This is a genomic window from Kitasatospora sp. NPDC028961 (genome assembly GCF_055564815.1).
Map to the genome: position 1 here is coordinate 202,723 of NZ_JBVHVO010000012.1, position 18,712 is coordinate 221,434.

General features: G+C 73.2%; 14 protein-coding genes. 1 reads left to right on the top strand and 13 read right to left on the bottom strand.

What is annotated here, in order from left to right; translation table 11 throughout:
• Window positions 1-131: 131 nt before the first annotated feature.
• From ACZ4UX_RS22085 to ACZ4UX_RS22145, 13 genes are all read right to left on the bottom strand, one after another.
• On the bottom strand, window positions 132-944 hold the full coding sequence (locus ACZ4UX_RS22085) for a hypothetical protein (protein WP_465707887.1): 813 nt from the start codon (window positions 942-944) through the stop codon (window positions 132-134).
• A 117-nt stretch (window positions 945-1,061) separates the two neighbouring features.
• The gene (locus ACZ4UX_RS22090; RefSeq protein ID WP_465707888.1) at window positions 1,062-1,976 is read right to left on the bottom strand and encodes an enoyl-CoA hydratase/isomerase family protein; all 915 of its coding nucleotides are present in this window, start codon (window positions 1,974-1,976) and stop codon (window positions 1,062-1,064) included.
• Entirely contained in the window at window positions 1,973-3,106 is a 1,134-nt protein-coding gene (locus ACZ4UX_RS22095; protein ID WP_465707905.1) for a cytochrome P450, read from the bottom strand. The genes ACZ4UX_RS22090 and ACZ4UX_RS22095 overlap by 4 nt, the downstream gene beginning before the upstream one ends.
• A 298-nt stretch (window positions 3,107-3,404) precedes the next feature.
• Window positions 3,405-4,799 (bottom strand): cytochrome P450, encoded by a 1,395-nt coding sequence (locus ACZ4UX_RS22100; protein WP_396490693.1) that lies wholly within the window; start codon window positions 4,797-4,799, stop codon window positions 3,405-3,407.
• A gap of 75 nt (window positions 4,800-4,874) precedes the next feature.
• Entirely contained in the window at window positions 4,875-5,465 is a 591-nt protein-coding gene (locus tag ACZ4UX_RS22105; RefSeq protein WP_329487891.1) for a GTP-binding protein, read from the bottom strand.
• Window positions 5,440-5,814, bottom strand: coding sequence for a DUF742 domain-containing protein (locus tag ACZ4UX_RS22110; protein ID WP_329487892.1), 375 nt, complete (start codon window positions 5,812-5,814; stop codon window positions 5,440-5,442). The genes ACZ4UX_RS22105 and ACZ4UX_RS22110 overlap by 26 nt, the downstream gene beginning before the upstream one ends.
• The gene (locus ACZ4UX_RS22115) at window positions 5,811-6,212 is read right to left on the bottom strand and encodes a roadblock/LC7 domain-containing protein (RefSeq protein ID WP_329487893.1); all 402 of its coding nucleotides are present in this window, start codon (window positions 6,210-6,212) and stop codon (window positions 5,811-5,813) included. The genes ACZ4UX_RS22110 and ACZ4UX_RS22115 overlap by 4 nt, the downstream gene beginning before the upstream one ends.
• Window positions 6,209-7,564: an ATP-binding protein gene (locus tag ACZ4UX_RS22120; RefSeq protein ID WP_465707889.1), complete on the bottom strand. Its 1,356-nt coding sequence runs from the start codon at window positions 7,562-7,564 to the stop codon at window positions 6,209-6,211. Before ACZ4UX_RS22120 ends, ACZ4UX_RS22115 begins: the two co-directional genes overlap by 4 nt.
• A gap of 474 nt (window positions 7,565-8,038) precedes the next feature.
• Window positions 8,039-12,994 (bottom strand): NAD-glutamate dehydrogenase, encoded by a 4,956-nt coding sequence (locus ACZ4UX_RS22125; RefSeq protein ID WP_465707890.1) that lies wholly within the window; start codon window positions 12,992-12,994, stop codon window positions 8,039-8,041.
• A gap of 283 nt (window positions 12,995-13,277) precedes the next feature.
• Window positions 13,278-14,903: an L-glutamate gamma-semialdehyde dehydrogenase gene (gene pruA, locus ACZ4UX_RS22130; RefSeq protein ID WP_359809230.1), complete on the bottom strand. Its 1,626-nt coding sequence runs from the start codon at window positions 14,901-14,903 to the stop codon at window positions 13,278-13,280.
• A gap of 155 nt (window positions 14,904-15,058) precedes the next feature.
• Complete coding sequence (locus ACZ4UX_RS22135) at window positions 15,059-15,715, bottom strand: HAD family hydrolase (protein ID WP_329487896.1); 657 nt, start codon at window positions 15,713-15,715, stop codon at window positions 15,059-15,061.
• Between the two features lie 137 nt (window positions 15,716-15,852).
• The gene (locus ACZ4UX_RS22140; protein ID WP_329487897.1) at window positions 15,853-16,362 is read right to left on the bottom strand and encodes a DUF6912 family protein; all 510 of its coding nucleotides are present in this window, start codon (window positions 16,360-16,362) and stop codon (window positions 15,853-15,855) included.
• Window positions 16,363-16,702: 340 nt separating this feature from the next.
• On the bottom strand, window positions 16,703-17,767 hold the full coding sequence (locus ACZ4UX_RS22145; RefSeq protein WP_465707891.1) for a patatin-like phospholipase family protein: 1,065 nt from the start codon (window positions 17,765-17,767) through the stop codon (window positions 16,703-16,705).
• A gap of 349 nt (window positions 17,768-18,116) precedes the next feature.
• Here ACZ4UX_RS22145 and ACZ4UX_RS22150 point away from each other — a divergent pair, with 349 nt between their 5' ends.
• The gene (locus ACZ4UX_RS22150) at window positions 18,117-18,656 is read left to right on the top strand and encodes an Rv3235 family protein (protein WP_380389080.1); all 540 of its coding nucleotides are present in this window, start codon (window positions 18,117-18,119) and stop codon (window positions 18,654-18,656) included.
• Window positions 18,657-18,712 lie beyond the last annotated feature (56 nt).

Below are 18,712 nucleotides of genomic sequence, written 5' to 3' on the forward strand. Positions count from 1 at the left end.
CCCACCCCCCCCCCCCCCCCCCCCCTCCCCCACCCCCCCCCCCCCACCCCCCCCACCCCCCCCCCCTCCCCCCCCCCCCCCCCCCCCCCCCCCCCCCCCCCCCCCCCCCCGGTCGTCCGGCGCGCGGGTGCTCAGGAGCAGTACATGCCGCGGTTCGCCACGGCCAGGCCGCCGACCTTGTCGCCGTCCAGGGTGAACTCGTACTTCCAGCCCTGCGTGCCCCGGCCGCCCTCGACCGGCATCTCGTACTTGCCGCTCCCGGCCAGCTCCAGCCCCTTGTCGCCGTAGGCCTGCCTGAGCGCCTCGACCGTCGAACCGGCCCCGATGCCCTCGGCGGTCCGGGCGCCCGCCGGGGCCACCAGCTCGCGCAGACCCTCCGGGCCGAACCCGGCCCGGCCGGTGGCCAGGAACGCGGCGTCGCGGGTCGCCCGCGCGGCCTTCAGCTCGTCGGTGGCCTTGGCCAGCTGTTCGAGCGTCCCCTGGTTGGCCTTCATCCGCTCGGTCTCGGCCAGCAGCAGCGCGGAGTGCGCCTTGAGGTCCTGCAGCGTGGGATTGGACGGCAGGGGCGGCACCGCGCCGGGGGTGCTCCGTCCGGCCTGCGCCTTGGCGTCCAGCTCGTCGATCTTGGCCTGGAGGGCCGCCTCGGCCGCCATCCTGGCCGCGTCCGGCGCCGGGCCGCCCTTGTAGACGAAGTCGGTGCAGCCGTTGAGCAGCGACACCGGGGCCGCCTCCAGGGCGCCGACGGCCAGCGCCGCGTCCTTCGCCATGCCGGGCTTGAGCCCCCGGTAGCCGGCGGCGCCGAACGGCTCCGGGGCCGGGCTCGCGCTGGTCGCCGCCGGGGCGGCCGCGGTCTTCCCGCCGGAGTCGCAGGCCGCCGCCCCCGTGACGACCAGCGCCACGGTCAGCGCGGTCCCCACGGTGCGCCTGATGCGCGTCGTCGTCATGATGATCTTCCCCCTTGTCGCGGGCCACCGTACCGAAGCCGGATCGGCGTCGCGGCCGGTGGGTCCGTGCCCCGGACACGGACCCACCGCGGCGAGCGGCACAGGAGGCGCGGCGGCTCAGGAGGACGGCGGAGCGCCGGTCCCGCGGGCGTAGTGGGCGCCGGCGAGGACGGCGGCCATCAACTCCGCGTCCAGGACGGAGGTGTCGGCCAGCCTGGTCGCCGCCGCGTGGGAGTTGAGCAGCGTCTTGGTGACCCGCAGCGCGGCTTCGGGGCGGCGCGTCACGGGCCTGACCCACTCGGCCACCGCCACGTCCAGCTCCTCCTCGGGGACGACCCGCTGGAGGATGGAGAGGTCGTACGCCTCGGCGGCACCGACCGGGCGGCCGGTGAGGATGATCTCGCGGGCCCGGGCCGCGCCCACCTCGTGCAGCAGTCGGGGCAGCAGGCCGCCCCACGCGACGGGCAGGCCGAGGGCGAGTTCGGGCAGCCGGAAGGCGGCCGTGTCGGCGCCGACCCGCAGGTCACAGGCGAGGGCCAGCGCGAAGCCGGCGCCGATCGCCCGGCCCTGGACCCGCGCGATGGTGACGGCCGGGCTGTCGGTGAGGGCCGCGCAGACCTGGCGGGCCAGGGTGCCGGCGGTGCGGATGCCGCCACCCGTGGGGTCCGCGCCGAGCGAGTCGGCGAACTCGTCCCGGTCGCCGCCGAGGCAGAAGTCCGGACCGGCGCCGGACAGCACCACGGCGCGGACGGCCGGGTCCGGTGCGGCCAGCACGGCGAGGAGGTCGCGCAGCACGGCCTCGGTGACGGCGTTGCCGGTCTCGGGGCTGTCCAGCTCGACGTACAGCACCGCGCCCCGGCGCTCGGCGTGGACGGCGCGGGGCGCCGGGGCGTGGGAGCCGGCGGGCTCCGGATCGCCCGCCTCGTACGCGGCGCGGTCATGGGCCGCCTCGCCCGCGGGGGCCCGCCCGAGCGGCGCCGGCGGCTGGAGGGGGTACGGAGGGTACGGGATCGCCTCGGAGGAAACGTTCATGCCGCCACTCTCAAGGACATCACCCGGTGGAAGACCATCCGGGGTGCGAACTCGGGCTGGCCCACCACCCGCAGGGTCGGGAAGCGCCGCAGCAGCTGCCCCAGCAGAGTGCGCGCCTCCAGCCGGGCCAGGGCCGCGCCGAGGCAGTAGTGGGCGCCCCCGCCGAAGGCGATGTGGGAGCCCTTGCGGAGGACGTCGAAGGTGTGCGGAGCCGGATTGCGGCGCGGGTCGCGGTTGGCCGCGCCGTACATCACGTGGACCATGGTGTCCTGGGGAATGAACACCCCGGCCAGCTCCGTGTCCTCCCCCGCCACCCGGCTGTTGAGGCGGACCGGCGGGTCGTAGCGCAGCGCCTCCTCGACCGCGTCGTCGATGTGCTCCGGCCGGGCCCGCAGCCAGTCCCAGGTGCCCGGGGACCGGAGCAGCGACCACACCATCAGGGAGAGCGACGCCGCCGTGGCCTCCAGCGACGCGATGGTGACGAACATGGTGAGCTCGTAGACGGTCCGGTCGGTGGCCTCGCGGTCCGACTCCAGCGCGTCCCAGGTGCGGATCCAGCCGGACACCACGTCGTCGCCCGGATGGGCACGACGCTCCTGGACGAGGTCGGTGAAGTACCGGCGCAGGTGCAGGGTGGCCGCTTCGGAGATCGCCAACTGGCTCTTGGTGGGCAGGAGTTCCTGGGCGTGCACCTGGTTGTGGGTGATCTCCAGGATGTGCGCGTAGTCCTCCGGCGGAAGGTCCAGCCAGCGCCCGATGGTGTTGATCGGGAGCCGGTCGCCGACCAATGAGGCCAGGTCCGCCTCGCCGTCCACGCGTATTCGCTCGGCCAGCCGGTCGAGCAGTTCGGTGACGTCGGCCTCGATCTCCGGCGCCAGGGCCTGGAGGGTGTGGCGGCCGAAGAGGTTCCCGAGGCCCTGCCGCTGCCGGGTGTGGACGGGGGCGTTGAGCCGGTGGAGGGTCCGGCTCATCTCCTGGGTGGCGACGGCCTGCCAGCGCTCGGTCTCGGTCTGCCGCCCCTGCCAGGCCAGGTCGGGGACGAGCCAGTTCCTGCCGCGCAGGACCTGGTCGCACGCGTCGTAACCGGTGACCAGGTACCCGCCCCACGGCGCCGGCACGAGATCGCCCATGGCCCGCAGCTCGTCGTAGATCGGGAACGGATCGGCCAGCCCCTCCGCCGACCGCAGCCGCCGTAGCAACGGCACGGCGGCGCGGCGGTCGACGGTTCCAGCACGGCACTCCGGCGTCCCGGGGCGGGCTTCCATCATGGCGGTCACACGGGGCTCCTTGCGCTGGCGGGCAGTACGGCGGCGACCTACCCACCGGGAGCACGCTCAAGCGTCGATCGGAGTTGCCCCCGTCACATGCGCGAAGTCACCGGACCGCGTGCACCGCTGAGCGGTCGTCCGGTCTCCCGCGCCGTCCCGGTCAGAGCCGGAAGACGTCCAGGAAGGAACTCCACCACCCCTTCTGCTTGGCCGGGGCCCGGCCCGCGGCGGGCGCCGCGGCGGTGGCGGCCGGCGGGTGCGGCGTCCCGTTGGCGGCGGCCTGGCCGGCGGGCGGGCCACCGAGGCCGGCCCCCGTGCCCGCCACCGGGGGGCGGACGGGCGCCGGGCTGAACCGCACCGGCAGCGAGACCAGTCCGCGCTGGAACGGGCCCGGCCGCCAGCCCACGCTCTGCGCGGGCACCGCGAGCGTGACGTCCGGGAGCGCGTTGAGCAGGCACTCGATCGCGGTCAGCGCGATCAGCTGGGCCGGCGACTTGGCCGGGCAGGCGTGCGGGCCGGCGCCCCAGGCCAGGTGGGCGCCCTTGCTGAGGGTCAGTCGGGCGTCGGTCAGCGCGGGGTCGGTGTTGGCGGCGGCGAAGCTGATCACCACCGGGCTGTCGGCGGGCATCCGGACCCCGCCCACCTCGACGTCCTGCATCGGGAAGTGCGTCGCGTAGTTGGCGATCGGCGGGTTGTTCCACAGCACGTCGTCGAGGGCGTCCTCGATGCGCATGCCGGAGCCGGCGTCACCGGACAGCAGCAGGAGCAGCGCGTTGCCTATCAGGTTGCGCTCGGGCTCGACCCCGGCGCCCATCAGCATGACCAGCTGGTCCTTGAGCTCCTCGTCGCGCAGCCCGGCCGGGTGCTGGACGAGCCACGAGGTGATGTCGTCGCCGGGCTGGCGGCGCTTCAGCGCGACCAGGTCCATCAGGCAGGCGTTCAGCTCCTCGTTGGCCTGGAGCACGTCCAGCCCGTCGAAGAGCGCGGACATGCTGCGGGTCAGCCGGTCGCCGATGTCGGCCGGGCAGCCGAAGAGCTGGTTGAACAGCAGCAGCGGCAGCAGCTTGGCGTAGTCGTTGATCAGGTCGGCCCGGCCCAGCGGGCTGAACTGGTCGATCAGGTAGCCGGCGATCCGCTCGACGTGCCGGTTGAGCCGGTTGTCGTTGAGCCGCTCCAGGCTCTCGGTGACGGCCTTGCGCAGCCGGAGGTGCTCGGTGCCGTCCGTGAACAGGCAGTTGGGCCGGTAGAACATCATCGGCAGGACGGGGCTGTCCATCGGCACCCGCCCCTCCTTCAGCGCCGACCACCGCCGGGAGTCCCGGGCGAACAGCCCCGGGTTCTGCAGCACCCGCAGGGCGACCTCGTGCGAGGTCACCAGCGTGGCGTCCACACCGGGCGACAACTCCACGGGCGCGACGGGGCCGTGCGCGCGCAGCGCGTCGTAGACCGCCTCGGGGTCGGACGAGAACATCTCCCCGTACAGCGGGGTCGGGCCGCCGTGCATCGGGCAGCCCGGGGGAGGCGACTGCGGGGCGGAGCGCTGCGGAGATTCCATGGGTCGTTCCTCGGAAATGGCCCCGGGCGGGTGCGGCCCCGGGAGGCGGTGACGGGGGGCGGTGACGGGGAAGGGTCAGGAGGCGCGTTCGAGCAGGTGCCGGACGAGGGTCAGCAGCGCGTCGGCCGACGACCGCTGGTCGCGGGCGTCGCAGAACACCACCGGCGTGTGCGGAAGCAGGTCGAGCGCCTCGCGCAGCTCGTCCTCGGTGTAGTCGCTCTGCCGGTCGAAGCTGTTGACCGCCACGGCGTACTCCAGGCCGTACTGCTCGATCAGGTCGATGACGGGGAAGGTGTCCGTGAGCCGGGTCGGGTCGGTGAGCAGCAGCGCTCCCAGCGCCCCCCGCGCCATGTCCTCCCAGAGCTGCATGAAGCGCTGCTGGCCCGGCGTGCCGAACAGGTACAGCACCAGGTCGTCGCCGAGCGTCAGCCGGCCGAAGTCCAGGGCCACGGTCGTGGTCTTCTTGTCCGGTGCGCCCCGGAGGTCGTCGACGCCGGTGGACGCCTGCGTCATCTTCTCCTCGGTGCTCAGCGGGGCGATCTCCGACAGGGCGCCGATGAGCGTGGTCTTGCCGACCGCGAAGTGGCCCACGACCAGGATCTTGACGGCGGTCGTCACCCCGCCCGGGACGTAGATGTCCTCAGGCGAACCGGCGTTGAAGTCCATGCAGTACCTTCTCTAGAAGTCTCGGATCCGGGGCCTGGGCCGGTGGCGGGGCCGCCCGGCGCAGCAGCCGTCCCTCGCGGATCAGGTCCGTCAGCAGCAGCCGGACCACCCCCACCGGGAGCACCAGGTGGGCCGCGACCTCGGCCACCGAGAGGTAGCCGCCGGAGCACAGTTCCCAGATCGCCGTGGTCTCCGGGCTCGGCCGGGCCGGGAGGCCCTGCTCGGGAGCGACGGTGACCAGGGTGATCAGGGACAGGTCGTCCGCACTCGGCAGCTCACGGCCGCCGGTGATGACATAGGAGCGGATGAATCCGCTGGCAACCCGCTGCTCCTCGCCGGGAACCGTCATGAGCCGCTGTGTGTGCTCTGGCGCGGCGCCGCTGTCATGGCTCGTCCGAGCGCGCCCACCTGCTGCTGCATCCGGAAGGACATCGCCTCCATGTCCACGTCGGAGGCGGTGGAGGCCGCGAGGTAGGCGCCGCTGCCGGCCGCGATCAGGAAGATCCAGCCGTGGTCGTACTCCAGGAGCGTCTGGCGCCACGTCCCGCCGTTGCCGCCGACGAACGGGGCCACCGCGCGGCTCAGCGACTGCATCGAACTCATCGCGGCGGCGTTGGTCTCCGCCTCGTCGCGGCCGATCTCGCTGGACCGTTCGAGCAGGAGGCCGTCGGCGGAGACGAGAATGGCGTGCCGGGCACCGCGCACCTGCAGCACGTCGTTGAGCACCCAGGTCAGATCAGGGCTCACTGGATCTCGGTTCCTTCCGTGGTCATGGTGTTGCGCCCGGACAGCGTCCCGCGCTGGAACGCGCCGAGGCGGGACGCCGTCTCCTGGCCGGTGCTCGGCACCGGCTCGTCGACGCGGCCGGAGTCCTGCGGGTGCGGGACCACCGAGACAGTGCGCTGGCGGCGGCGCCTGGGCAGCCGTCCGTCCACCGTCATCTCCGGGACCGCCTGCGCCGCGGCCGGGGCGACCTGGGCGAGGGCGGCCGGAACGGGCTCGGGCAGCGACGCGAGCCGCTGCGCCCGGGCCGGTACGGGCTGCTCCACCGGCTCCCCCTGGTACTCACCCTGGTACGTGCTCGGGTACGTGCTCTGCTGGGCGCCGTCGTACTCGCCCTGGTACGCGCTCTGCTGGGCGCCCTGGTAGGCGCCGCTGTAGTCGCCGTGGCCGGCGGCCGCCGGGGGCGCGACCTCGCTGCTGAGCAGTTCGGCGGGCAGCAGCACCACGGCCCGCACCCCGCCGTACGGGGAGACCGAGTCGACCGAGACCCGGAAGCCGTAGCGGGCGGCCAGCATGCCGGAGACGGCGAAGCCGAACTTCGGGGGGTTGCCGAGGCCGGTGAGGCTGATCGGCGCACCGGGGTTCAGGAGCGCGGCGGCACGGTCCTTCTCCTCCTGCCCCATGCCGAGGCCGGCGTCGTCGATGATCAGGCAGACCCCGGTCGGGACGGCCTGGACGCTGATCTCCACCGGGGTGTCCGGCGCGGAGTAGTTGGTGGCGTTGGCCAGCAGCTCGGCCAGCACGACGGCGACCGGCTCGACGACCTTGCTGACCAGCGAGACGCTGACCCGGGAGTGGATCTGCACCCGGTCGAAGTGCCGGATCCGGCCCTGGGCGCTGCGGGCCACGTCGTAGATCGAGGCGACGGTCTCCCGGCGGCCCAGCCAGCCGCCGCAGAGCACCGCGATGCCCTGGGCGCGCCGGCCGAACTGGCTGTTGGTGTGGTCGATCAGCATCAGGTCGGCGAGGATCTGCGGGCTGTCGCCGTACTTGCGCTGGACCTTGTCGATGACGACCTGCTGCTCGTCGGCCAGACCCTGGAGGGTCCGCATCGCCGCCTTGAGGACGGCCTTGGTGTCCTCCTCGGCGTCCCGGCGGACCTCCGCCAGCACGGCCGCGTGCTGGCTCTGCAGGCGCGAGTTCAGCGCGCCGAGTTCGTCGCGCTGCCGCTGCGCCTGGGCGGCCGTCTCCTCAAGGGAAACGTTTCGCCTGCGCAGGGAGAGGTTCGTCCTGCGGGCTTGGAGGGAGACCCCGACTACTACGAGCATCACCACGATGGAGACCCAGAAAAAGGGTTCCTGCACAAATGACGTCATGAAACTCTCTTCAGGTGGCATCGCGTCAGGAACTGGTCCGGACCGCCCTGCGCGGGTGGGACTGGCGGCCTGCTCCCCGCCGAAAGACACCTGTTGTTCCAGCACGTCGGTGGAGCTCTTCCGGCACGGGACCTGCGGCAACGCCTATCGCGGAGTTAGCTTACTGCAACTCTTGGCATGTCAGAACAGTTGCCAATCAGGGCAGTTGGGGAGGAACTCCGCCACCTGACGACACTTCGGGGCCGACGTACCGGACATTGTGACCCCGCGTTCACCCGCACCTCACATCCGGGCCACAAACGGATTCGCACCCGGAGTGACCGCCCTGACACGCTCCGCCGCGTCGCCCTCCCGCCGGCCGCAGCCCCTACCGCTGACCCGGCCGCAGCCCCGGCCGCCGACCCGGGGAACGACGACGGCGGGGCCGCGTCCGAAGACGCGGCCCCGCCGTCCGGGCCGTCCGGCTCCCGGTCGTCAGCGCATCGAACCCGTGCGGAGCAGGGTGCGGATGACGCGCATCGCGACGGAGAGGCTGGACAGCTCGTAGTTGTCCGAACCCCTTATGTCGTCGAGCGTGCTCTTGGCGCGGTTCAGCAGGGTGGAGTTGAGCTCCGCCCAGGCGGTGTACCGCTCCTCGGGGGTCGCGCCCTCGGGGCCGCAGGCCAGGATGTCGGCGGTCAGCGCCGCGTGGGCCGCGAAGAGGTCCTCGCGGATCGCCGCGCGGGCCATCGACGACCAGCGGTCGGTCCGCGGCAGCTCGATGATGCGGTCGAGCAGGTGGGTGATCTGCAAGCGGTCGGCCAGGTCGTAGTACAGCTCGGCGACCTCGGCGACGTCCTTGCCGGACCGGTCCGCGACCTCGGTGATGTCCAGGGTCGGGAAGGTCGAGGACAGACCCGCGATCCGGGTGGCCAGCTCCTCCGGCACGCCGGCCGCGGCGAGCTCGCCGTAGACCGACTCGAACCAGGCCAGGTCCTCGCCGCGCAGCGGCTTGGGCAGCGAGCCCCAGACCTGGTTGACCCGGTCGTGGAAGAACTCGATGGTGCCGGCGATGTCGAGCGGCTGGCGGCGGTTGTTGAGCATCCACCGGGTGGCGCGCTCGACGAGCCGGCGCGAGTGCAGCCGCATCCTGGTCTGGGCGCCGGCCGGGACCCGGTTGTCCAGGGCCTCGATCTCGGACCAGATCTGCTCCAGGCTGAAGACGGCCCGCGCGGCGGTGTGCGTCCGGGCGATCTCCTCGTACGTGGCGCCGGTCTCCTCCTTCAGCCGGAAGGCGAAGGTGCAGCCACCGCGGTTGATCGTGTCGTTGACGATCAGCGTGGTGATGATCTCGCGGCGCAGCGCGTGGTTGTCGATCGCCTCGGCGAACCGGGCCCGCAGCGCGCTGGGGAAGTACTCGTGCAGCGCGGTGCGGAAGAACGGGTCGTCGGGCAGCTCGGTGGCGAGCAGCTCGTCGGCCAGGGTGATCTTGGTGTAGGCGAGCAGCACCGACAGCTCGGGCTGCGAGAGGCCGCGGCCGTTCTGCTGGCGCTCGCGGATCTGCCGCTCGGTGGGCAGGAACTCCAGCCCCCGGTCGAGCCGGCCGTCGCGCTCCAGGCGGTTGATCATCCGGGAGTGGACGTTGACCATGCTGGTCGCCTGGGCGACGGCGTTGGCCAGCACCACGTTCTGCGCGTAGTTGTTGCGCAGCACCAGGTGGCCGACCTCGTCGGTCATCTCGGCGAGCAGCTGGTTGCGCTGCTTGACCGTCATGTCGCCGTCCCCGACGACCTGGTTGAGCAGGATCTTGATGTTGACCTCGTGGTCCGAGGTGTCCACCCCGGCCGAGTTGTCGATGGCGTCGGTGTTGATCCAGCCGCCGGCGCCCTGCGGGCCGCCGGACGCCGCGTACTCGATCCGGCCGAGCTGGGTGCAGCCGAGGTTGCCGCCCTCGCCGACGACCCGGACCCGCAGCTGCTCGCCGTTGACCCGGATCGCGTCGTTGGCCTTGTCGCCGACCTCGGCGTTGGTCTCGGTGGAGGCCTTGACGTAGGTGCCGATGCCGCCGTTCCAGAACAGGTCGACCGGCGCCTGGAGGATCCGCTTCATCAGCTCGGCCGGGGTGAGCCGGCTCTCCTCGACGCCGAGCGCGGCCCGCACCTGCGAGGTCAGCTGGATCGACTTGGCGCTGCGCGGGAAGACCCCGCCGCCGGTCGAGATCAGCGACTTGTCGTAGTCGTCCCAGGAGCTGCGCGGCAGCTCGAAGAGGCGGCGGCGCTCGGCGTACGAGACGGCCGCGTCCGGGTTGGGGTCGAGGAAGATGTGCCGGTGGTCGAAGGCGGCGACCAGGCGGATGTGCTCGCTGAGCAGCATGCCGTTGCCGAAGACGTCACCGGACATGTCGCCGATGCCGACGACGGTGAAGTCCTCGGACTGGGTGTCGTGGCCGAGCTCGCGGAAGTTGCGCTTGACCGACTCCCAGGCGCCGCGGGCGGTGATGCCCATGCCCTTGTGGTCGTAGCCGGCCGAACCGCCGGAGGCGAACGCGTCGCCCAGCCAGAAGCCGTACGACTCGGCGACGCCGTTGGCGATGTCGGAGAAGGTCGCGGTGCCCTTGTCCGCGGCGACGACCAGGTAGGTGTCGTCATCGTCGTGGCGGACCACGTCCGCCGGGTGGACAACCTCGCCGCCCTTGAGGTTGTCGGTGATGTCCAGCAGCGCCGAGATGAAGGTCTTGTAGGAGGAGATGCCCTCGGCCAGCCAGGCGTCCCGGTCCACCGACGGGTCCGGCAGCTGCTTGGCGACGAAGCCGCCCTTGGCGCCGACCGGCACGATGACGGTGTTCTTCACCATCTGCGCCTTGACCAGGCCCAGGATCTCGGTGCGGAAGTCCTCACGCCGGTCGGACCAGCGCAGACCGCCGCGGGCGACCTTGCCGAAGCGCAGGTGCACGCCCTCGACCTGCGGCGAGTACACCCAGATCTCGAACGCGGGGCGCGGGGCCGGCAGGTCCGGGATGGCCTTCGGGTCGAACTTCATCGACACGTAGGAGTGCCAGGCGCCCGCTTCACCGGTGTGCTGGAAGAAGTTGGTGCGCAGGGTGGCCTTGATGAGGTGCAGGAAGGAGCGCAGGATGCGGTCCTCGTCCAGCGAGGCGACCTCGTCCAGCGCGCCGGACAGCTCCTCCAGGATGGCGTCGGTCAGCTCGGCCGCGCCCAGCTGGTGGCTGGGGCTCAGCCGGGCCTCGAAGAGGTTGACCAGCAGCCGGGTGCTGTGGGTGTTGTTGCGGAGCGCGTCCTCCATGTAGTCCTGGGAGAACGTGAACGTCGAGCCCGCCTGGCGCAGGTACTTGGCGTACGCGCGCAGCATCATCGCCTGGCGCCAGGTCAGCCCGGCGGTCAGCACCAGCTCGTTGAAGCCGTCGTTCTCGGCCTTGCCGGTCCAGGTGGCGGCGAAGGTCTCCTGGAAGCGGTCGCGCGCCTCGTCGGTCAGCTCGACGGCCTCGCGCAGCCGCAGGCCGAAGTCGTAGACCCAGGCGGTGGTCTGGTCCGAGCGGGTCAGCGCGTAGGGGTGCTCGTCGAGCACCTCGACGCCCAGGCGCTGCAGGACCGGCAGGACCTCGGTCAGCGAGATCGGGCCGCCGACCCGGTAGATCTTGAACCGGCGCTCGTCGTCGCCCGCGCCGACCGGCTGGTACAGGTTGAGGCGGAAGTCGCCCTCGCCGTGCAACGACTCGATCTGCTTGAGGTCGGCGACGGCGGTGCGCGCGGTGAAGTCGGCGCGGTAGCCGTCGGGGAAGGCGTTGGCGTACTTGCGGGACAGCTCGGCGGCCCGCTCCTCGCCCAGCTCCAGGTGCAGCTGGTCGTTGAAGCCGTCCATCCAGAACCGGGCGGCCTCGGCGAGCTTGCCCTCGATCCGCTCGATCTCGGCGTCGGTCAGGTGCGGCAGCTCGCTGCCGGGGGTGACCCGGACGACGAAGTGCAGTCGGGTCAGCACGGACTCCGTCGACCAGACCGTGTAGTCGATCGAGGCGCCGTTGAGCTCCTGCATCAGGATGTCCATCAGGCGCAGCCGGATGCGGGTGGTGTAGCGGTCGCGCGGCAGGTACACCAGCGCGGAGAAGTAGCGCCCGTACTCGTCCTGGCGCAGGAAGAGCCGCAGCCGGCGGCGCTCCTGGAGGTAGAGCACGCTGGTGGCGATCTGGAGCAGTTCCTCGGCCGGGGTCTGGAAGATCTCGTCCCGGGGGAAGGTCTCCAGGATCTGCACCAGGTCGCGGCCGTCGTGGCTCTCGGTGGAGAAGCCGGAGCTGAGGACGACGTCCTGGACCTTGCGGCGGACCACCGGGATGCGGCTGACCGACTCGGTGTAGGCGGCGGCCGAGAACAGGCCGAGGAAGCGGCGCTCGCCGACGACCTCGCCGTTGGCGTCGAACTTCTTCACGCCGACGTAGTCGAGGTAGGCCGGGCGGTGCACGGTGGAGCGGCTGTTGGCCTTGGTGAGGACGAGCAGCTTCTTCTCGTGGGCCTTGGCGCGCACCGGCGCGGAGAGCCGGCCGAAGGCCTCGCTGACCGGGTGGTGGTCGTCGTCGTGGCTGAGCGGGTCGGAGCGCAGGATGCCGAGGCCGGTGCCGGCGACGGCCTTCAGGACCTCCTCGCCCTCGTGCTCCACCAGGTCGTACTCGCGGTAGCCGAGGAAGGTGAAGTGGTCGTCGGCCAGCCAGCGCATCAGCTCCCAGGCCTCGCCGACCTCCTGCTCGGGCAGGTGGGCCGGGGGCTCCTCGGCGAGCTCGTCGGCGAGCCGCAGCGCGGACTCGCGCATCTTCGTCCAGTCCTCGACGACCTCGCGGACGTCGCCCAGGACCCGGCGCAGGTCGGCCTCGATCGCGCGGAGGTCCTCGCGGTCGGTCTCGCGGTCGACCTCGATGTGCATCCAGGACTCGACGACGGCGTCGGCGGGCCACTCGGCGCCGGCGGCCTGGCTGCGGGCGCAGGCGTCGATGTCCAGGATCTCCAGCAGCTTGCCGGTGATGTCACGGCGGACGACCAGCTGGGGGTGGATCACGATGTGGATCGCCCGGTCCTGGCGGGACAGCTCGTTGGTGACCGAGTCGACCAGGAAGGGCATGTCGTCCGTGACGACCTCGACCACGGTGTGGCCGCAGGACCAGCCGTTCTCCTCCACCGACGGGGTGTGCACGCGGACCTCGGCGGTGCCCTGCGGGCGCTTGAGGCCGAGGCGGTAGTGGGAGGCGGCCGCGCCGTACACGTCGACCGGGTCGCGGTCGACCAGGTCCTCGGCCGCAGTGTGGAGGTAGTAGTGGTGCAGGTACGCGGTCAGAGCGCCGTTGCTCAGACCCTCCCCCGGCGCCGCTCCCCCCACCTGGCTGTTCTCAGCGGCTGCTGCTGCCTTCGTGAGCAGTTCGGCCTTGGCTGCGTCCAGCTTGGTCTGCATGACTTCTTGGCTCCTGTCGCGCGCCGTTGCGTGACTCGGTGGTGTGTGGTCTCACCGCCGGGTCCACCGCAATCCTGCCGCACCAACCGGCTGAAAGGTCTCCATGGCGCGCATGAAACACCTCCGCAGCGGGTAGGACGAGACGTTCGGCCTGCAGCCACCCGACGACGCCAGCCAGCCTAACGGGCCGATTCGAAGGTGTCAGGGGACAGGGAGGCGCAATCATGCAGGAAGATCCCGCCGTCCTGGACACCATGTCCAATCCGACCCGCTGTGTTCGCCATCAGCCCATATGCGGGTGAACGTACGTGGTCGGCGGGACGAAGGTCTCCTTGATCGACCGCGCCGAGGTCCAGCGCAGCAGGTTCTGGGCGGCGCCGGCCTTGTCGTTGGTGCCGGAGGCCCGGCCGCCGCCGAACGGCTGCTGGCCGACCACCGCGCCGGTCGGCTTGTCGTTGATGTAGAAGTTGCCCGCCGCGAAGCGCAGCTCCTCCACCGCCTGTGCGATGGCGTAGCGGTCCTGCGCGATCACCGCACCGGTGAGGCCGTACGGCGCGCCCGAGTCCACTCGTCGGAGGACGTCTTCCCAGCGGGAGTCCTCGTAGACGTGGACGGCCAGGATCGGACCGAAGTACTCGGTGCGGAAGATCTCGCCCCGGTGGTCGGAGGAGACCAGCACGGTGGGGCGGACGAACCAGCCGATCGCGTCGTCGTACTGCCCGCCGGCCGCCAGCTCCACCGTCGGGTCGGCCTTGGCCCGGTCGATCGCGTCGCGGTTCTTCTCGAAGGCGCGCCGGTCGATCAGCGCGCCCATGAAGTTGGACAGGTCGGTGACGTCGCCGACGGCCAGCGCGTCCACCTCGGCCAGGAACTCGTCCTTGATCGTCTGCCAGAGGCTGCGCGGCAGGTAGGCCCGGGAGAGCGCCGAGCACTTCTGGCCCTGGTACTCGAAGGCGCCGCGGATCAGCGCGGTCCGCACGATCGCCGGGTCGGCCGAGCGGTGGGCGAGCAGGAAGTCCTTGCCGCCGGTCTCGCCGACGATCCGCGGGTACGTCCGGTAGCCGCCGATGTTGGCGCCGACGGTCTGCCAGAGCGACTGGAAGGTGGCGGTGGAGCCGGTGAAGTGCAGCCCGGCGAGGGCGGGGTCGGTGAGTGCCACCTGGGAGAGCTGCTGCCCGTCGCCGGTCACCATGTTGATCACCCCGGGCGGCAGGCCGGCGGCCTCCAGCAGGCGCATCAGGTAGTACGCGGCCAGGGTCTGGGTGGGCGCCGGCTTCCAGACCACGGTGTTGCCCATCAGGGCCGGCGCGGTCGGCAGGTTGCCCGCGATCGCGGTGAAGTTGAACGGGGTGACCGCGTAGACGAAGCCCTCCAGCGGGCGGTGGTCGGTGCGGTTCCACACCCCGGGCGAGGAGATCGGCTGGTCGGCCAGGATCTCGCGGGCGAACCGCACGTTGAACCGCCAGAAGTCGATCAGCTCGCAGGCGGAGTCGATCTCGGCCTGCTGGACCGTCTTGGACTGGCCCAGCATGGTGGCCGCGTTGAGGGTCTCCCGCCAGGGGCCGGCCAGCAGGTCGGCGGCGCGCAGGAAGACCGCCGCCCGGTCGTCGAAGGACAGCCCGCGCCACTCGCGCCCGGCCGCCAGCGCCGCGTCCACCGCGGCCCGGGCGTCCTCCCGGGTGGCGTTGCCCAGCACCCCCAGCTTCGCCGCGTGGTGGTGCGGCTGGACGACCTCGATCCGCTCGCCGCCGCCGAACCGCTGCTCGCCGGCGATGGTCATCGGCAGCGGGATCTGCTCGGCGGCCAGCTCGTCCAGCCGGCGCACCAGCCCGGTCCGCTCCGGGCTGCCGGGCGCGTACCCGTGCACCGGCTCGTTGCCCGGGGTCGGGACCTGGGTGACTGCGTCGATGGGCATGGCGGCTCCGCTCGTCGTCCTGATGGCCTGGCGTCAATCCAGACTGACGAGCGGAGGGCCGGTTCGCCCGCTCGGACACGCCACCGGTGGACGTGGTTCGCGCCACGTCCGGGCGCCGGGCCACCGGACGCCGGGCTACCGGGCCGGACTCAGCCGACCAGGCTCGCGGCCAGCTCGACGGCCTCGGCCAGGCTGTCCACCACCGGGACGCCCACCGGCTCCAGCTTCGCCCGGGTGTGCGAGCCACCGGTGTACAGCACCGCGTGCGCACCCGCGCTCAGCGCCGCCAGCGCGTCGTCCGCGGCGTCGCCGATCAGCACCGTGCGGGCGGGGTCCACCTGCTCGCCGAGCGCGGCCAGGTGCCTGGCCAGGTGCTCCGCCTTCTGGCCGCCGGCGGGCCCGCTGCGGCCGTCCACCCGGAGGAAGTGACCGGTCAGGCCGAAGCCGTCGACCACCGGCAGCAGCTTGTGGTGCTCGTACATCGACAGCAGGGACTGGCTGTGCCCGGCCTCCCCCCAGCCGCTCAGCAGCTCCAGCACGCCCTCGGTCAGCCCGCAGGCCACGCTCAGCTCCAGATAGCGGTCGTGGAAGACGTCGTCGAGCCGCAGCCACTCGGCGTCGGAGGGCATCCGGCCGAGCAGCCGCTGGTAGAAGCGGGGAATCGGGATCTCGTACTGCTCGCGGTACTCCTGCATGGTCATCGGGCCGATGCCGATGGTCGCGAACGCGGCGTTGCTCGCGCCGAGCACCGCCTCCATGTCGTGGAAGAGCGTGCCGTTCCAGTCCCAGACGATATGAGTGCGCACGCAGGGAACGGTAACCCCGGTCACCGACGAAGCGGTACGACGGGGTGGCCGGGGCCCGGCGGGCGGGCGGGCGGCGCGAGGCGGGCCGCTCAGGCCGCCCCGGGCCGCTCGGGCCCGGGGCCGGACTCGGGCCGGGCTCAGGGCAGCAGGGCGGCGATCTCCTGGGTGGCGAACCAGAGCAGCTCGTGGTCCTCGGCGCCGTCCACGGTGAACTGGGCGTCCTGATCGCCCTCGTCGGCCGCCGCGACGGCCGCGACCGCCGCCTCGACGTCCGCGACCACCTCCTGGTCGGCCACGTCCGCGTGCACCGCGGCCGCCTTCGCCAGCCGCACCGGCCCGGCCAGCACCACCCGGCCCAGCGAGGCCTGGTCCTGGTACTCGTCGCCGGGGAACGGCCGCACCGCGGAGTCGGCGACGTCCAGCGCCACCACCACCCGGCGGCGCGGCGCCTGCGGGTCGGCGGCCAGCAGCCGCAGCGAGGACTGCGCGGCCCGGTTCAGCGCCGCGTACTCCAGCTCTTCGAGGTCGTCACTGACGTACCACTCGCGCAGCGCGGGGGTCACGGCGTACGCCGCGGACTGCTCCAGGGCGCCGCCCGGGTGCGCCGCTGCCAGGCCGGTCAGGGTGGTGGGCACGTACACGCGCATCGGTGGCACTCTCCGGTTCGTCCAGCGGCACAGCTTCCAGCGCCCCAAGAATAAGCGCCGGGGTGGCATCCGTGATCACGCGCTCACTCCCGCCCGCACCCCCGGCTCCCGGCGACGGCGCCGCGCACCGCCGGTGCCGCCGGGAACCGGGCCGGCCGGCGGCCCTGCGGCGTGCCGGCCACGGCCGCCGACCACCCGGGGCGCCGGCCGGATCACCGCACGCGAGGGGACCGGGCGCCCCCGGCGGCCGGGCACGCCCTCGACCCGAGCACGCGCCCCCGACCGCCACGACCCGCCGCACGCGCTGCCCCCACCGGCGACCGCCCGCGCGCGGGCCGGATCACCGCACGCCGTCCAGGGCCGCCCGGCTGGTCCGCAGCGCGCTCTCCAGCACCGCTCCGCGGCGGGCCGGGTCCATCATGTTCGGGCCCATCACCGTCAGGTCCGCCAGGGTCGGCGCGAGCAGGTGCACCCGGACGCCGCTCGCCCGCAGCAGCCGGGTCTCCCGCATCAGCTGCCTGGTCACCGCCCGGCGGTAACGGCCGACCAACTGGGCGAGCACCCCGCGCGGGCGGTCCCGGGCGCGCCACTCGCGCAGCGCCGCCACGGTGCCGCGACCGGGCTCGGCGCGCCCGCGCGGGTGCAGCCGCAGGGCCATCGGGGCGAGCACGAAGACCTCGTCCAGACCGCGGCCGAGCATCAGATCGGCGTTGGTGGCCGACCAGCAGCCGCCGTCCACGTACGCCGAGCCGTTCACCCGGACCGGGGCGAACCAGCCGGGGATCGCGCAGGAGGCCATCACCGCGTCGGCGACGGCGGCGGGCGGCGCGCCCGGATCGCCGAAGACCACCCGGCGGCCGCCGCGGTAGTCCACCGCCGCCACCCGCAGCGGCGAGCCGGCCGGCCAGCCGTCCCCGCCCAGCAGACCGCGCACCAGCTCGCCGACGGGCTCCAGCGAGCCTCGGCCGTGCGGCGCCATCGCCGACACCATGGTCAGCAGCGGGTACTCGCGCGGGTGGCGGACGGCGTCCCGCAGCAGGCCCGGCGAGCCGATGCCGGCGCGCGGGCGCGGGGGAAGCGCCCCGCCGACCGCGGTCTCGTAGTCGAAGGCCACCCCGGCCAGCGGGCCGTCCGGGATCGGCAGACCGCGCTGGTGGTCGCGGAGCTCGCCGGTGCCGACCCCGCCGGCCAGCATCGCGGCGAGGATCGCGCCCGCCGACGTCCCGAGCACCACCTCGGCGCCGCCCGGCCGCCAGCCGACCGCCTCCTCGACGGCGCAGAGCGCGCCGACCGTCCACGCCGCGCCCAGCATCCCGCCACCGCCCAGCACCAGGCCGCGCCGGGGCCGGCCGTCGGCGGGCGGCGCCGACGACGACGCCCGTGTCTGCGCTACCCATGTCGTCATGCCGGCCGCCTGTCCTCGTCGGGGCGCTGTCGTGGTCCGTCCTCCACGGTTCCCGGACCGGCTCCGATCGTGCGCGCCCAGGGCCAGGCGGCGCAACGTCGCGCCCGGCGGGCGCGCCGCCCGTCCCGACAGTCCGGGGTGTCCCCTTTCGGGCCTTCCCGCTGGCCCCGGGACGTCAACCGGGTGCCCTCCCGACGGGCCCGGCGGCCCTTGCGGCGCCGGGTCTTTCACCCGGATAGGTGAGACCGCGGGCGGGCCCGCCGGATGCGCCGAACCCGCTTGCCGCCCCGTGCGGCACCGGGCTACCAAGGACCCGTCCGTACCCGCACCAACCGCCCGGGAGGGCTCCATGACCACCAGCCCGGTCCCCGCCGCCGCCCAGCCCGCCCCCCGACCCGCCGGGCCGGCCGCCGTACCGCCCGGCGGCCACGGCGGCCGGCCCGTCCGCCCCTCGGCCCACCCGCACCGGCCGCACCACCCCACCGCCCGGACCGGCCACCACCCCTACGACGGCCGGCGACCGCGCCGGCCCCGGACCGCCTGCGCCGCCCCCGCCGCCCCGGGCCTCCACGCCGGGCTGAGCACACGGTTCGCCCACCAGCTGGTCGAGGTGCTCACCGGCGCCCGGCCGTCCGGCCAGCTGATGCGGCACACCAGCCTGGACGGCTACGGCCAGCTCGCCTCGCTCGTCCGGATCGGCATCCTGCGGCGCGGCGGCGCCGCCGACCGGCCCCGGCTCGGGCCGGTGCACGACCGGTCGCCCTCGCCCGACGCGATCGAGGCCTGCGTCCGGGTCGACCTCGGCAGCCGGCACCACATGGTGGCGTTCCGGCTGGAGCAGCGCGGGGCGGCCGGGCAGTGGCAGTGCACCGCCGTGGAGGCCCGGTGAACCCGCCGGTGCGGACCGTCCCGTCGCACCGCCCCCGGTCCCGGACGGGCGCCGTA

Excerpts from the sequence above, each read along its gene's own strand:
- ACZ4UX_RS22145 (WP_465707891.1), bottom strand. The coding sequence starts at position 17,767 with ATGACGACATGGGTAGCGCAGACACGGGCGTCGTCGTCGGCGCCGCCC.
- ACZ4UX_RS22085 (WP_465707887.1), bottom strand. The coding sequence starts at position 944 with ATGACGACGACGCGCATCAGGCGCACCGTGGGGACCGCGCTGACCGTG.
- ACZ4UX_RS22120 (WP_465707889.1), bottom strand. The coding sequence starts at position 7,564 with ATGACGTCATTTGTGCAGGAACCCTTTTTCTGGGTCTCCATCGTGGTG.
- ACZ4UX_RS22125 (WP_465707890.1), bottom strand. The coding sequence starts at position 12,994 with ATGCAGACCAAGCTGGACGCAGCCAAGGCCGAACTGCTCACGAAGGCA.
- ACZ4UX_RS22140 (WP_329487897.1), bottom strand. The coding sequence starts at position 16,362 with ATGCGCGTGTACGTGCCCACCACCCTGACCGGCCTGGCAGCGGCGCAC.
- ACZ4UX_RS22110 (WP_329487892.1), bottom strand. The coding sequence starts at position 5,814 with ATGACGGTTCCCGGCGAGGAGCAGCGGGTTGCCAGCGGATTCATCCGC.
- ACZ4UX_RS22095 (WP_465707905.1), bottom strand. The coding sequence starts at position 3,106 with ATGGGCGATCTCGTGCCGGCGCCGTGGGGCGGGTACCTGGTCACCGGT.
- ACZ4UX_RS22100 (WP_396490693.1), bottom strand. The coding sequence starts at position 4,799 with ATGGAATCTCCGCAGCGCTCCGCCCCGCAGTCGCCTCCCCCGGGCTGC.
- ACZ4UX_RS22090 (WP_465707888.1), bottom strand. The coding sequence starts at position 1,976 with ATGAACGTTTCCTCCGAGGCGATCCCGTACCCTCCGTACCCCCTCCAG.
- ACZ4UX_RS22105 (WP_329487891.1), bottom strand. The coding sequence starts at position 5,465 with ATGGACTTCAACGCCGGTTCGCCTGAGGACATCTACGTCCCGGGCGGG.
- ACZ4UX_RS22150 (WP_380389080.1), top strand. The coding sequence starts at position 18,117 with ATGACCACCAGCCCGGTCCCCGCCGCCGCCCAGCCCGCCCCCCGACCC.